Raw genomic sequence first — 12,950 nt, forward strand, 5'->3', positions numbered from 1 at the left:
CGGTGCGCGCCGCAGATCACCCCTCGGCGCGGCCGGCCGCCCCCAGCTGCGGGGGTACGGCGGCCCGCAGGGCGGCCGCGGCGGCCCCGACGGCGGGGTGCGCGGCGGCGCCGCTGCGAAAGGCGATCCGGGTGCGCCGCCGGATCGGCAGCCGGGCGAACCGCACCCCGGACACCGGCTCCGCCAGGCCGAGCTGCGGGACGAGGGCGACCCCCTGACCGGCCGCCACCAGGGCCAGGACGGTGCCGAAGTCATCCACCTGGTGCCGGACCCGGGGGCTGAACCCGGCGGCCTGGCAGGCCCGTACGGTCATGGCGTGGCACAGGGTGCCGGGGGTGGCGGTGATCCAGGGGGCCTCCCGCCAGCGGGCCAGCCCGCCGACCCCGGCGTCCGGGCCCCCGTCCGTACGGGACCCGTCGCCCGTTGGGGACCCGTCGGCCGTACGGGACCCGTCGCCCGTACGTCCGCCAGGGCCGGCCCCTCCGCCCTCGCCCGACTCGCCCGCCCCACCCGCCCCGCTCGAACCACCCGCCCCCGCGAGGGCCTCCGGGGCGGCCAGGTACAGCGGTTCGGCGAAGAGCTCCCGGCTCTCCAGCCCCGGCTCCTCCGGGAACGGCACGAAGTCGTAGACGTGCACCAGCGCCACGTCCAGCTCCCCCGCCCGCAGGGCGTTGCCCACGGCGGCCGGGTCGGTCTCGGAGACCATCGGCTCCAGCGCCGGGTGCCGCTCGGCCAGGTCCGCGAGGGCGGCCGGTACCAGGGCGCGGGTCGCGCTCGGGAAGGCCCCGATGCGCAGCGGTCCGGCCAGTCCGCGGCGGGCCTCGGCGAGTTCGGCCGAGGCCTGCTCCAGACGGGTGAGGACGGCCTCGGCGTGCCGGACCAGGTTCCGTGCGGCGGGGGTGAGGGTGACGCGGCGGCCGGTGCGCTCCAGCAGGGGCAGGCCGGCTTCCCGTTCGAGGGCGCTCAGCTGCTGGGACACCGCCGACGGGGTGAAGGCGAGCGCTTCGGCGACGGCGGCGATGGTGCCGCGCAGGGCGAGTTCGCGCAGCAGGCGCAGGCGTCGTACGTCGAGCATCAGCTCAGCTTACGCCCAGCACGAGAAAGGCGAACTGGACCTGAGGTACGGCCCGCTGCGACCGTCGTTCCCATGACCCACACGACTCGGGGGCTCCCCCCGCACGGGATCCGCGTACCGCTCGACGGGATCCACGTACCGCTCGTCACCCCCTTCGAGGCCTCGGGGCGGGTGGCGTACGCGGCCCTGGAGGCCCTGGCCCACGAGGTCCTGGACGCGGGCGCCGCCGGGATCGCCGCCCTGGGCACCACCGCCGAGGCGGCCGCCCTCGAACCGGACGAGCGCGAGGGCGTGCTCGACGTCTGCGACCGGGTGTGCCGGGAGCGCGGCGCAGTGCTCCTCGCGGGGACGGGCGGGAGCGACACCCGGTCGGCGGCGGCGGCGCTGGCGCGCCTGGAGCGGTGGCCGGCGGTCTCGGCGGCGCTGGTGACCGTGCCCGCCTTCACCCGGCCCTCGCCCGCCGGGGTGGTCGAGCACTTCCGGCACCTCGCGGCCGCAGCCCCCGTACCGCTGGTCGTCTACCACATCCCGTACCGGACGGGGCTGCCGCTGGACGCCGCGGCCCTGCGGGCCGTCGGCGCGCTGCCCGGGGTCGCGGGGACGAAGTACGCGGCGGGGCTGGACGAGCAGGCGGTGGGGCTGCTCGGGGAGCTGCCGGACGGGTTCGCGGTGCTCGCGGGGGACGACGTGTTCCTGTCCCCGCTGCTGGCCCTGGGGGCGCGCGGCGGGATCCTGGCCTCCGCGCACCTGGCCACGGACCGCTTCGCGGAGCTGTACGCGGCCTGGCGGGACGGGGACCCGGGGCGGGCCCGGCCGCTGGGGCACGCGCTGGCGCGGCTGTCGGGCACGCTGTTCGCCGAGCCGAACCCGACGGTGCTGAAGGCCGTCCTGCACGCACAGGGCCGGATCCCCACCCCGGACGTGCGGCTCCCGCTGCTGCCCGCGGGTGCGCGGTCGCGCGACGCGGCGCTGCGGATGCTGGCGGAGCTCCGGCCCGCGCCCGTACCGGCCTGAGGCCGGGGCTGTACCGGCTTGAGGCCGTGCCGACTTGAGGCTGTACGGGCCCCGGAGCCGTACGGGCCCGCCACCGGACCCTCGCTCCCCCGGCCCGCTACCCGGCCGCGCCCCGGCCGGAGCCCGGACCGGACCCCGCGTCCGCGGCCGCCTCGGACTCGGCGGCCGCGTCGAGGGCCGTGGTGAGCCGGTCGAGGCGGGCCTGGAGCTCGCGGATCTCGGAGATCTCGAAGCCCGTGGACCGGGCGATGCGCAGCGGCACCTCCTCGGCGCGCGAGCGCAGGGCCGCGCCGGGGTCCGTCAGGGAGATGCGGACCGAGCGCTCGTCCTCGGCGCTGCGCTCGCGGCGCACCAGGCCCGCCGCCTCGAGCCGCTTGAGCAGCGGGGAGAGGGTGCCGGAGTCCAGGCGCAGCCGACGGCCGAGCTCCTTGACGGGGAGGGTGCCGTGCTCCCACAGGGCCAGCATGACCAGGTACTGCGGGTAGGTGAGGCCCAGGTCCCTGAGGACCACGCGGTAGAGGCCGCCGAAGGCGCGCGTGGCCGCGTTCAGGGAGAAGCAGACCTGGCCGTCCAGGCGCAGGAAGTCCGGCGCGGAGCCCCCGGCGGGTACGGCTCCGGAGACGGGGTGCGCGGGGTGCTGGGTCATGGGACCAGGGTAACCCGCGAGCCATTTAGTTGTGCACAACTGAATTGTGTGCTTCATTAGTGGGGCGGCGCCGATCCCGCCGCCCGGGACACCCCGGACCCCACCGCGAGAGGAACACCTCCGATGGACGCCCTGTACACCGCTGTCGCCACCGCCAACGGCCGTGAGGGCCGCGCCGTCAGCTCCGACGGCCAGATCGACCTCGCCCTGGCGATGCCCCCGGCCCTGGGCGGCAGCGGCCTGGGGACCAACCCCGAGCAGCTCTTCGCCGCCGGGTACGCGGCCTGCTTCGCCAGCGCGCTGGGCCTGGTCGGCCGGCAGGAGAAGGTGGACACGAGTGAGGTCTCCGTGACCGCCGAGGCCTCCATCGGCAAGGACACCGACGGCGGCTTCGGCCTCGCGGTCACCTTGCGCGTGGAGCTGCCCGAGGAGCTGCAGGGCGAGACCGGCGAGCTGCTGGTCAAGAAGGCCCACCAGGTCTGCCCGTACTCCAAGGCCACGCGCGGCAACATCCCGGTCGAGCTCGTCGTCGAGTAGGCGTCGAGCAGTCGCCGGGCGGTACCGGGGCCCGTACGGCTCAGGCGGAGGCCAGCACCGTTTCGACGGTGTCGGCCTCCGCCGCCGTCTTGTCCGGCCGGTAGCGGACCACGCGGGCGAAGCGCAGGGTCACCCCGGCCGGGTAGCGCGAGGAGCGCTGGAGCCCGTCGTAGGCGATCTCCACCACCAGTTCCGGTCGCACCCGCACCACGTACCCGTCGTCGGACACCGCCAGCGCGCCGAGCTGCTCCGTCTGCTCGCGCAGCACCGCGTCGGTGAGCCCCTTGAAGGTCTTGCCCAGCATCACGAACCCGCCGTCCGCGGCCCGCGCGCCCAGGTGCAGGTTGGACAGCAGACCGGTGCGGCGGCCGTGGCCCCATTCGGCGGCGAGCACCACCAGGTCGAGGGTGTGGACCGGTTTGACCTTCAGCCAGGAGCGTCCGCGGCGGCCCGCCGTGTACGGCGAGTCCAGGGACTTCACCACCACCCCCTCGTGCCCGCGCCGCAGGGTCCGCGCCCAGAACTCCCCCGCCTGCGCGCCCTGGTCCGCATCCTGCGGGTCCGTGACGGTGAACCGGCCCACCCGGGCCTCCTGCGGCACCAGCCGGTCGAGGACGAGGTGCCGTTCGGCCAGCGGCAGCGCGAGCAGGTCCCGGCCCTCCGCGGCGAGCACGTCGAAGAACACGGGGAACAGCGGCAGCGCGCGGCGGGCCGCGGCCACGTCCCGCCGGGAGCCGACCCGGCCCGCCACGTCCTGGAAGGCCGCGGGCCGGCCGCCGGGCCCGTCCAGGGCGACCACCTCGCCGTCGAGCACCAGGTCCCCGCCCGGCAGCCCCGCCACCAGCGCGACCACCTCCGGCAGCCGGCCGGTCAGCTCCTCCAGCGAGCGGCTGTACGCGCGCACCCCGTCCGCCGTGCGGTGGACCTGCACCCGGATCCCGTCGAGCTTCTCCTCCACGCTGCACGGGCCGAGCGCCGCCAGCGCCTCGGCCACCGAGCCCGCCGTGTGGGCGAGCATCGGCTGCACCGGCCGCCCCACCCGGAGCGCGAAGCCCTCCAGCGCCGCGGGCCCCTGCGCGAGCACGGCCCGCGCCACCGGCGGCAGCGCCCCGGCCAGCATCACGGCCCTCCGCAGCTCCGCCGCCGGCACCCCCGCGGCCCGGGCCACGGCCTCGGCCGCGACGGCGTCCAGCGCGCCCTGGCGCACCTCCCCGCCCAGCAGCCGCCGCAGGAACTCCTGCTCAGGACCGGTCGCGGCACCGAGCAGCCCGTCCAGCAGGCGCCTGCGCTCCGCCTGCGCACCGGGTCCCGCGACCGCGGCGAGCGCGGTGAGGGCCGCGTCCACGTCGGCGACCCGGAGGGTGGGGCGGTCCGCCGCGGGGACGGGGGCGGAGAGCAGCTTCCAGCCCACCCCGGTGCGCCCCTGCGGGGGCCGGCCGGCGAGGTAGGCGATGACCAGGGCGGCGTCCTCGGCGGGAGCGGCCCGGAACAGCCCGGCGAGCAGGGCGGTCTTCCCGGACCGGGCGGAGGTCCGCGCCACCTCCCGGGACACCTCGACCAGCTCGGCGAGCAGCATGCGGCCATCCTCCCGCCGCGGGGCGGCGGGCGCACCCGCGGCCCGGACCCGGGTCCTGGGACCGGCCTGGCGGCGGCCCGCTGGCCCCCGGGGCGCCCGGCGGGCAGGCTGGGGGGATGGAGCAGCCGGAGCCGGCCCGGGAGCCGGAGACGGGCGCCGGACCGGGCGCCGCGGACGGTACGGGCGGCACTGCCGGCGCCGCGGACGCGGACGGCACGGGAGGCACGGGCGGTACGGACGGCGCCGACGGCGCGGACGGGGGCTCCGGCGGGGCCGGGCGGGTGCGGCTCGGCAGTGCGCAGGGGCGGTGGGTGCTGCTCACCACGGTGCTCGGGTCGACGATGGTGCTGCTCGACTCGACCGTCGTGAACGTGGCGCTCCCCCGGATCGGCGAGGACCTCGGCGCCGGTCTCGCGTCCCTCCAGTGGACGGTCAACGCGTACATGCTCACCCTCGCGGGGCTGATCCTGGTCGGCGGTGCGCTCGGCGACCGGTACGGCAGGCGCCGCGTCTTCGTGCTCGGGGTGGTGTGGTTCGCGGCGGGCTCCCTGCTGTGCGGGCTGGCGCCCAACGCGCCCGTACTCATCGCCGCGCGGGCCCTGCAGGGGGTCGGCGGGGCGCTCCTGACCCCCGGCTCGCTGGCCCTGATCCAGGCCTCCCTGCGGCCCGGGGACCGGGGGCGGGCGGTGGGGCTGTGGTCGGGGCTGGGCGGGGTGGGGGCCGCCGTGGGGCCCTTCCTCGGCGGCTGGCTGGTGGACGGGCCGGGCTGGCGCTGGGTGTTCCTGCTGAACGTGCCGGTCGCCGCGCTGTGCGTCCCGGTGGCCCTCAGGCACGTACCGGAGTCCCGGGATCCGCAGGCGCACGGCCGCTTCGACCTCGCGGGCGCGGCGCTGGGGGCGGCGGCGCTGTCGCTGGTGACGTACGCGCTGATCGAGGCGCGGTCGGGGGCGCCCGCGGTGTACGCGGCGGCGGGGGCCGGGCTGGTGCTGGCGGCGGTGTTCACCGCGGTCGAGCGGCGGCGCCGGCATCCGATGGTGCCGCCGGACATCTTCGCCTCGCGGCAGTTCACCGCGGTGAACCTGGTGACCCTGTGCGTGTACGCGGCCTTCGGCGGGTTCTTCTTCCTCGCGGTGCTCCAGCTCCAGGTGGTGGCCGGCTGGTCGGCGCTGGGCTCGGGCGCGGCCCTGCTGCCCGCCACCGTGCTGATGCTGCTGTTCTCGGGCCGGTCGGGCGAGCTCGGGGAGCGGATCGGCCCGCGGCTGCCGCTCACGGCGGGCCCGCTGCTGTGCGCCGCCGGGATGCTGCTGATGGTCCGGGCCGGGCCGGGTGCCTCGTACGCGGCGGACGTGCTGCCCGCGATGCTGGTGCTCGGGCTGGGGATGGTGACGCTGGTGGCGCCGCTGACGGCGACCGTGCTGGCCTCGGTGCCCACCGCGCGGGCCGGGCTGGCCAGCGGGATCAACAACGCGGCGGCGCGGGCGGCGGGCCTGCTGGCCGTGGCGGCGCTGCCGCTGCTGGCGGGGATGGGCCAGGAGGCGTACCGCTCGGCGGAGCAGTTCGACGCGGCCTTCGGGCGGGCGATGGGCTGGTGCGCGGGGCTGCTGGTGCTGGGGGCGGTGCTGGCCTGGACGACCGTGCGCGGTCCGGGGCGGGCGGACTGCCATCCGCAGTGCCGCACCCACTGCACGGTGTCGGCGCCGCCGCTGGAACCGCCGCCGGACCGCGGCCCCGCCTGATCCTCGGATCGGCGGGGCGCGGTCCGGCGTGCGCACCCGGTGCGGCCGGCCGGCCGGTCCGCGGGTCAGCCCGCCCAGGGGGCCATCGGGTACCAGATGAGGTCGCGGCGGGCGAGGATGCGCACGTCCCAGTACAGGACCATGAAGACGCCCGCGGCGATGAAGGACGCGGCCGTGACGGCGGAGATGCGGCTCGGCTTGGAGGTCAGCCAGCGGTGCAGCCGGTCGCCGGCGATGCCGGTGACGATCAGGAAGAGCACGGCGACGATGACGATGTTGCCGAGGGCCTGGAGGCTGAAGGCCGCGGCCCCGTAGAGGATGTTGCCGCTCTCGGCGGCGTCCCGGAAGAGCTGGCGGAAGAGCCCGTACGGGCGGCCGAGCAGGAAGGCGCCGATCAGGGCGCCCATGAACACCATCGGCGCGTTCGGGAAGCGGGCCGTCAGCCGGGCCAGGGGGTCGCGGGTCAGGCCCGCCGCGGCGAAGCCGAGGTAGGTCATGAGCAGGCCGAGGACGCCGTACACGACCATCGCCTGGACCAGCCGGGGCGAGAAGCCGGAGGACGCGGCGCCCTGCACGGACTCCTGGAACTGCGGCATCCCGGTGCCGACCAGCGCGGCGACCACTCCGTACGCGGCGGAGACGGATATCGCGCCGACCGCGAGCCAGCCCAGCGGGCGCAGCATCCGGGCCATCCGGCCGCGCCGGGTCGGGACCTGCCCGGCCAGCGGGGCCATGGCGGTGAACACGGCGATGTTGCAGGCGGTGAAGGTGCCGCCGATGCCGGTGGCCAGGGCGAAGGCGATGCCCGCCAGGGCGCCGGTGATCGGGGCGTCCTTGGGGTCGTGGCCCAGGAGGGTGCCGGCGACGTTGCCGCCGATGGTCTTGTCCACGAACTCCGCGGACCAGACGACGGTGAGGGCGAATCCGAAGAGGGCGCCGAGCACCAGGACCAGGGTCCGGCGGCGCGGGGCGTGCCCGTTGAAGAGGAAGGAGCGTCCGGGGGCGGTGCCGGTACCCGTGCTGCCGGAGCCGGTTGCGGAGGTGCGCGGCTGCGTGGCCGGGCCGTTCGCGAGCTGGGTCATGGGGGTTCCCTCGCCGAGATGTCGGTCGGGCGCCGCGGGGTGTGGTCCCCGGGGCGCATGGGCCGGTCGGTGCGACACGCTAGAGGGGCGGGGGCGCCCGGCGGCAGGGCGCCCGGCACATTGAGCAATCTGGAAGAAGTCACGGGGAACCTTTCCGGACTCTCCCAGGTCAGAGGGGGGGTCGAGGCGGGCCGCAGGGGCGGTACGGGGCCCGGATACTCGCGTGCGGCCCGGGCGGGGGCCTGGCTAGGCTCCGCACATGAACATGCCTGAACACCCGCCCAAGCCCGTTCCGGGCGACCGGATCGCCGTCCTCTCCCCGTCCTCGGGGCTGGCCGGAATACTCCCCCTGCCGCACGAGCTCGGACTGCGGCGGCTGAAGGAGGAGTTCGGGCTGGAACCGGTGGAGTACCCGACCACGCGCAAGCCCGGCTCCACCCCGCAGGAGCGGGCCGACGACCTCCACGCGGCCTTCGCCGACCCGCAGGTGAAGGCCGTCATGGCCACGATCGGGGGCGACGACCAGCTCACCCTGCTGCCGCTGCTGGACCGGGAGCTGATCCGCGCGAACCCGAAGCCGTTCTTCGGCTACAGCGACAACACCAACCTGCTGCTGTTCCTGCGCAACCTCGGCATCGTCTCGTACCACGGGGCGAGCGTGATGACGGAGCTCGGCCGGCCCGGCGCCCTGGAGCCGATGACCGCGGCCTCGCTGCGCGCGGCCCTGTTCACCCCGGGCCCGTACGAGCTGGAGCCCGCGGCGCGGTTCCGCGATGTGGACCGGGACTGGGCGGATCCGGCCACCTTCGAGGAGGAGCCGGAGACCGAGCCGGGCGGCGGCTGGATCTGGCACGGCCCGCAGCGGGTGGTCGAGGGCCCGGCGTGGGGCGGGAACGTGGAGATCCTGTCCTGGATGCTGATGGCCGACCGGGAGATCGCCCGGGATCCGGCCGAGTACGCGGGCGGGGTGCTGTTCCTGGAGACCTCGGAGGAACTCCCGCGCGGCGAGGAGGTGTTCCGGATCCTGCGCAACATGGGCGAGCGGGGACTGCTGGCGCAGTTCCCCGCGGTGCTGGTGGCCCGGGCCAAGGCCTGGTCCTTCGAGAAGCCCAACGGGCCTCAGGAGAAGGCCCGTTACGCGCAGGAGCTGCGGGAGGCGGTGCTGCGGGCGCTGGCCGTGTACGCCCCCGACGCGGTCGCGGTCTTCGACGTGGACTTCGGGCACACGGACCCGCAGGTCGTGATCCCGTACGGCGGCCTGGTGCGCGTGGACTCCGCCGGGCGGCGGATCACGGTCACGTACTGACGGGCGGCTGCCGGCGCCCGCCCCGAGGGGGCGCCGGCCCCCGGTTCAGGGGAGGTAGCGCTCGACCGCCGCGCCGCCCTTCTCCTCGATGAGACGCCGTGCCCGCTCGACCCGCTCCGGTGTGACGTCGCGGCCCGAGGCCATCACGAGGTCCTCGGGGTCGAAGGGGCGCTCACCGCCGCTGTAGTAGTTCTGCGGCCGCGACGCGGTCTTCTTGTCCTCCGGCGCATCCTTCATGGCGATCAACCTCACTCATACTGCCGAGGAGAATTTCCTTGCCCCGAGCCTAGACGTCCCGATCCGTCTCAGCCACTCCCTTTGTCCGGTTTATTTCGGATATGCGGGGCTTCAGCGGGCATTCACCTCCGCGTACCTTTTCGAGCACCTGCCCGCGGCTTCCGGTGGCTACCGTCTCCCCATGCACATCGACTGGGCCGCGCTGACGGCCGTCTACGCCCTGAGCTTCTCCGCCACCGTCGGCCTGATCACCCTCGGCGCCGTGGCGGTGCGCCTGCGCCGGCGCACCGCCGGGCGGCCCGGCTCACCCCCGTAGCCGCTTCGCCTGCCCGATCGCCTCGGCCAGCCGCCGCACGTCGGCTCCCCCGGCGCCCTCACCGCTGCCGGCGTCCTCGGCCGTTCCGGCCAGCCGCAGCGCCTCCTCCCGGAGGGCGCCCAGCGGCAGCCGCCCCGGCAGCGGCTCCCAGGTCCCGGCCGGGGCCCGCAGCTCCGAGGCGAAGTACGCCGCCACGGCCGCGAGCCGCAGCGAAGCCGGGCCCTGCGACCACAACCCGCCCGCCAGCGCCCCCGCCCCGATCCGCCGGGCCTCCTCGTACGGGGCCCGGGTGCGCGGGTCGAGCCAGCGCACGGTGGCCGTGGCCACGTGCCCCTCGGCCCCGGGCCGCAGGCGTACGGCGTACAGGGCGGTCACGGTGTGCCCGGGGCCGACCTCGCCGCCGTCCACGGCGTCGTTGCGGAAGTCCTCGTCGGCCACCTTGCGGTTCTCGTAGCCGATCAGGCGGAACCGCTCCACGTTCCGCGGGTCGAAGGCCACCTGCGCCTTGGCGTCCCGCGCCCGCAGCTCGACCTGGGCCGGCAGCTCGTCGCAGAAGACCCGGCGGGCCTCGCGGAGGTCGGAGACGTACACGGTGTGGCCGTCGCCGCGGTCCGCGAGCCGCTCCATCAGCTCGTCCCCGTAGTCGCTGCCCACGCCCACCCCCGAGAGGGTGATCCCGTGGCTGCGGCGGGCGTCGGAGATCCGCTCCAGGATGGCGTCGGCGGAGGTCTCGCCGGTGTTGGCCAGGGCGTCGGAGAGCAGCACGACCCGGTTGGTGGCCCCGGCGCGCCGGCCCTCCACGGCCACCTCGTAGCCGCGCGTCACCCCGGCCTCGACGTTGGTGGACTGGGACGGGACCAGGCCGTCGATCACCTCGTGGACCCGGCCGCGCCTGCCGTCGAGGCGGGTCATGGGCAGCCGGGTCTCGGCCTGGTCGCTGAAGGCGACCACCGCGACGGAGTCGTCGCCGCGGAGCCGGTCGGCCATGGTGTGCATCGCCTCGCGGACCAGGTCGAGGCGGCCGGGCTCGGCCATCGAGCCGGAGATGTCCACGACGAAGGTCAGGGCGGCGGGCGGGCGCTCCCCCTCCTCCTGCGCGGCGCGGGTGGCGAGGCCCACGCGGACCAGGGACCAGCCCCCGTCGCCGGTGCGGGCGCCGTCGAGGGCCACGGAGAAGCCGTCCCCCTCGGGCCGCGGGTAGTCCTGGCGGAAGCTGTTGACGAACTCCTCGGGGCGGACGGTGTCCGGGTCGGGGAGCCGGCCCTCGGAGAGGGTGCGGCGGGCGTAGCCGTAGCTCGCCGTGTCCACGTCGAGGGCGAAGGTGGAGAGGTAGTCGGCCGGTGCGGGCCGCCGGATCCCGTCCTCCTCGCCCTCGGCGGCCGGGAGCCCGGTGCCGCCGCCCGTGCTGCCGGTGCCGCCGGTGGAACCCGTGCCGCCCGTCGAGCCCCCGTCGGGCTGGACGTACCCGGTCCCGCCGCCCCGCGCGCGGGACCCGTCACTGCCGGAGCCGCCCCCGCAGCCCGTCAGCAGCAGTGCGGCCGCGGCGAGTGCGGCGGAAACCCCCTTGCCTGGAAAGGCTGTTGAACGTCTGCCTGCCCCGGCGTGCGTGCCTGCTCGGATCGTCATGCGGGCCCCCTCGGATCGTCGACATCTGTGAATGTGACGTCCGAGGGGGCCCGTTGGCGCGCTCGAAGGGGTTGCGAATGGGTCTCGAAGCGACAACGCCAGGCGGAATGTCAACCTCGCGGCACGATCGGGACACGAACCCCTCACGGAGGGAACCGGGTCAGAACCGCGCGGAGGCCCCCGGGAAGCCCGGCGTCTGAGGCAGCGTCATGCGCTCGCTCTGCGGGACCTGTACGGCCTTGCAGACCTGGTTGCGGGCCGGGAGCTTTCCGGTCAGCAGGTAGCCGTCGACCTTGGTGTCCACGCACGGGTTCTGCCCGAACAGGTAGACGCCGTGGCCCTCGCCCTCGTCCACGGTCAGCAGACGGGAGCCCTTCAGCGCGCGGTGCAGGCCGACGCCGCTGGTCAGCGGGGTCTGGGAGTCCCACTCGTTCTGGACCACGAGCTGCGGGACCTTGTTGCCGAACGGGGTCGCCGGCTCGATGCCCTTCTTCCAGAAGGCGCACGGGATGATGTTCGACGCGAAGTCGCCGTACAGCGGGAAGCGCTTCTTGTCGGCGACGGCGTCGCGCGCGTACACCGCGGGGTCGCGCGGGGCGGTGGTGTCGGAGCAGATCACGGCGAGGAAGACGGCCGTGCCGTTGTCGGCGGGGACCTCGGGGCGGCTGTCGCCCGCGGGGGCCGCGGCCAGCAGCCCGGCCGGCAGGCGGGCGGCGCGGCCCTCCGCGGCCTTCTTCAGCGCGACCACGAGCTCGGTCGCGTCCTTGTTGCTGAAGAACACGTGGCGGGCGCTGCGGATGTCGTCACCGGTGATCTTCTGGCCCTCGAAGACGAGGGGCTCGCGGTCGGCGCGGGCCACGATCGACCAGAAGGTCTTGGAGACCGCGGCCGGGGTCCTGCCCAGGTGGTGCTGCGCGTCGCGCTGGGCGGCGTAGCCGCTCCAGCGGCGGAAGGCCGGCTCGGCGCCCTCGGCCCAGACCTGGATCATGCCGCGCCAGATGCGCTTCGGGTCCACGCCGCTGTCGAGCACGAAGCGGTCGGCGCGCTTGGGGAACATCTGCGTGTAGACGCCGCCGAGGTAGGTGCCGTACGAGTAGCCGATGTACGAGATCTTCTTCTCGCCGAGCACGGCCCGGATCACGTCCATGTCGCGGGCGGTGTTGCGCGTGGTGATGAACGGCAGCACGTCGCCGGCCTTGGCGCGGCACTTGTCGGCCACGCGCTTGGCCCAGGCCGTGTCCCGCTTGAAGGTCTCCTTCTTGTAGACCCGCGGGAAGCTCTGGTCGGCGTCGGACAGGCCGCAGGTGATCGGCGTGCTCCGGCCCACGCCGCGCGGGTCGAAGCCTATGAGGTCGTAGCTCTCGCGGACCTTCTTGGCGAGCATCTGCTGCCCGAGCACGGGCATGTCCAGTCCGGAGCCGCCGGGGCCGCCCGGGTTGAAGAGCAGCACGCCGCGGCGCTTGGCCGGGCTCTCGGCCTTGATCCGGGAGATGGCCACGTCGATCGTGCGGCCGGCGGGCTTGCGGTAGTCCAGCGGGACCTTGACGGTCGCGCACTGCCAGACCGCGGGAGCCTGCGGGTCGCAGCGCTTCCACTTCGGGGTCTGGCGCAGGAGGCCGTCCGCGGTGACGGCGGAGGCGGCTGCGGAGGAGGCCGCGGGAGCGGGGGCGGCCTGGGCGGGAAGGGCGGCCGGGACCAGGGTCGCCGTGATGCCGACGGCGAGGAGCGACGCGGTGTGGCGCATGCGCACGGGAGCCGGTTCCTTTCGGGTGGGAGGTGGGACAGGGCCACCCTCATAT

General features: G+C 75.5%; 12 protein-coding genes. 5 read left to right on the forward strand and 7 right to left on the reverse strand.

Annotated elements, in window-relative coordinates:
- Positions 1–16: 16 nt before the first annotated feature.
- Positions 17–1,075 (reverse strand): LysR family transcriptional regulator, encoded by a 1,059-nt coding sequence (locus tag ACZ7JZ_RS12105; protein ID WP_470936746.1) that lies wholly within the window; start codon positions 1,073–1,075, stop codon positions 17–19.
- Between the two features lie 72 nt (positions 1,076–1,147).
- Between ACZ7JZ_RS12105 and ACZ7JZ_RS12110 the strand changes: the two genes are divergently transcribed.
- On the forward strand, positions 1,148–2,089 hold the full coding sequence (locus tag ACZ7JZ_RS12110; RefSeq protein WP_470936749.1) for a dihydrodipicolinate synthase family protein: 942 nt from the start codon (positions 1,148–1,150) through the stop codon (positions 2,087–2,089).
- A gap of 97 nt (positions 2,090–2,186) precedes the next feature.
- Here the strand turns inward: ACZ7JZ_RS12110 and ACZ7JZ_RS12115 are convergent, their stop codons facing one another.
- Positions 2,187–2,735: a MarR family winged helix-turn-helix transcriptional regulator gene (locus tag ACZ7JZ_RS12115; RefSeq protein WP_470936752.1), complete on the reverse strand. Its 549-nt coding sequence runs from the start codon at positions 2,733–2,735 to the stop codon at positions 2,187–2,189.
- Positions 2,736–2,858: 123 nt separating this feature from the next.
- On the opposite strand from ACZ7JZ_RS12115, the gene ACZ7JZ_RS12120 reads away from it, so the two are divergent.
- Positions 2,859–3,272 (forward strand): organic hydroperoxide resistance protein, encoded by a 414-nt coding sequence (locus ACZ7JZ_RS12120; protein WP_470936755.1) that lies wholly within the window; start codon positions 2,859–2,861, stop codon positions 3,270–3,272.
- A gap of 40 nt (positions 3,273–3,312) precedes the next feature.
- Here ACZ7JZ_RS12120 and ACZ7JZ_RS12125 read toward each other — a convergent pair whose 3' ends face one another.
- Positions 3,313–4,848 carry an ATP-dependent DNA ligase gene (locus ACZ7JZ_RS12125; RefSeq protein WP_470936758.1) on the reverse strand — a complete coding sequence of 512 codons (1,536 nt, stop codon included), beginning with the start codon at positions 4,846–4,848 and terminating at the stop codon, positions 3,313–3,315.
- A 116-nt stretch (positions 4,849–4,964) separates the two neighbouring features.
- Here ACZ7JZ_RS12125 and ACZ7JZ_RS12130 point away from each other — a divergent pair, with 116 nt between their 5' ends.
- Positions 4,965–6,584 carry an MFS transporter gene (locus ACZ7JZ_RS12130; RefSeq protein WP_470936761.1) on the forward strand — a complete coding sequence of 540 codons (1,620 nt, stop codon included), beginning with the start codon at positions 4,965–4,967 and terminating at the stop codon, positions 6,582–6,584.
- Between the two features lie 65 nt (positions 6,585–6,649).
- Here the strand turns inward: ACZ7JZ_RS12130 and ACZ7JZ_RS12135 are convergent, their stop codons facing one another.
- Complete coding sequence (locus ACZ7JZ_RS12135) at positions 6,650–7,666, reverse strand: hypothetical protein (protein ID WP_470936764.1); 1,017 nt, start codon at positions 7,664–7,666, stop codon at positions 6,650–6,652.
- Between the two features lie 259 nt (positions 7,667–7,925).
- On the opposite strand from ACZ7JZ_RS12135, the gene ACZ7JZ_RS12140 reads away from it, so the two are divergent.
- Positions 7,926–8,972 (forward strand): S66 family peptidase, encoded by a 1,047-nt coding sequence (locus ACZ7JZ_RS12140; RefSeq protein WP_470936767.1) that lies wholly within the window; start codon positions 7,926–7,928, stop codon positions 8,970–8,972.
- Positions 8,973–9,017: 45 nt separating this feature from the next.
- Here ACZ7JZ_RS12140 and ACZ7JZ_RS12145 read toward each other — a convergent pair whose 3' ends face one another.
- The gene (locus ACZ7JZ_RS12145; RefSeq protein ID WP_470936770.1) at positions 9,018–9,209 is read right to left on the reverse strand and encodes a hypothetical protein; all 192 of its coding nucleotides are present in this window, start codon (positions 9,207–9,209) and stop codon (positions 9,018–9,020) included.
- Positions 9,210–9,390: 181 nt separating this feature from the next.
- On the opposite strand from ACZ7JZ_RS12145, the gene ACZ7JZ_RS12150 reads away from it, so the two are divergent.
- Positions 9,391–9,525, forward strand: coding sequence for a hypothetical protein (locus tag ACZ7JZ_RS12150; protein ID WP_470936773.1), 135 nt, complete (start codon positions 9,391–9,393; stop codon positions 9,523–9,525).
- Here the strand turns inward: ACZ7JZ_RS12150 and ACZ7JZ_RS12155 are convergent.
- Positions 9,514–11,151 carry a vWA domain-containing protein gene (locus tag ACZ7JZ_RS12155; protein WP_470936776.1) on the reverse strand — a complete coding sequence of 546 codons (1,638 nt, stop codon included), beginning with the start codon at positions 11,149–11,151 and terminating at the stop codon, positions 9,514–9,516. The two genes, ACZ7JZ_RS12150 and ACZ7JZ_RS12155, sit on opposite strands and share 12 nt — an antisense overlap.
- A gap of 160 nt (positions 11,152–11,311) precedes the next feature.
- On the reverse strand, positions 11,312–12,895 hold the full coding sequence (locus ACZ7JZ_RS12160; protein WP_470937419.1) for an alpha/beta hydrolase: 1,584 nt from the start codon (positions 12,893–12,895) through the stop codon (positions 11,312–11,314).
- Between the last annotated feature and the right edge of the window lie 55 nt (positions 12,896–12,950).

It is taken from the genome of Streptomyces sp. NPDC038213, assembly GCF_055600495.1.

Coding starts and splice junctions, on each gene's coding strand:
- ACZ7JZ_RS12105 (WP_470936746.1), bottom strand. CDS start 1,075: ATGCTCGACGTACGACGCCTGCGCCTGCTGCGCGAACTCGCCCTGCGC.
- ACZ7JZ_RS12110 (WP_470936749.1), top strand. CDS start 1,148: ATGACCCACACGACTCGGGGGCTCCCCCCGCACGGGATCCGCGTACCG.
- ACZ7JZ_RS12115 (WP_470936752.1), bottom strand. CDS start 2,735: ATGACCCAGCACCCCGCGCACCCCGTCTCCGGAGCCGTACCCGCCGGG.
- ACZ7JZ_RS12120 (WP_470936755.1), top strand. CDS start 2,859: ATGGACGCCCTGTACACCGCTGTCGCCACCGCCAACGGCCGTGAGGGC.
- ACZ7JZ_RS12125 (WP_470936758.1), bottom strand. CDS start 4,848: ATGCTGCTCGCCGAGCTGGTCGAGGTGTCCCGGGAGGTGGCGCGGACC.
- ACZ7JZ_RS12130 (WP_470936761.1), top strand. CDS start 4,965: ATGGAGCAGCCGGAGCCGGCCCGGGAGCCGGAGACGGGCGCCGGACCG.
- ACZ7JZ_RS12135 (WP_470936764.1), bottom strand. CDS start 7,666: ATGACCCAGCTCGCGAACGGCCCGGCCACGCAGCCGCGCACCTCCGCA.
- ACZ7JZ_RS12140 (WP_470936767.1), top strand. CDS start 7,926: ATGAACATGCCTGAACACCCGCCCAAGCCCGTTCCGGGCGACCGGATC.
- ACZ7JZ_RS12145 (WP_470936770.1), bottom strand. CDS start 9,209: ATGAAGGATGCGCCGGAGGACAAGAAGACCGCGTCGCGGCCGCAGAAC.
- ACZ7JZ_RS12150 (WP_470936773.1), top strand. CDS start 9,391: ATGCACATCGACTGGGCCGCGCTGACGGCCGTCTACGCCCTGAGCTTC.
- ACZ7JZ_RS12155 (WP_470936776.1), bottom strand. CDS start 11,151: ATGACGATCCGAGCAGGCACGCACGCCGGGGCAGGCAGACGTTCAACA.
- ACZ7JZ_RS12160 (WP_470937419.1), bottom strand. CDS start 12,895: ATGCGCCACACCGCGTCGCTCCTCGCCGTCGGCATCACGGCGACCCTG.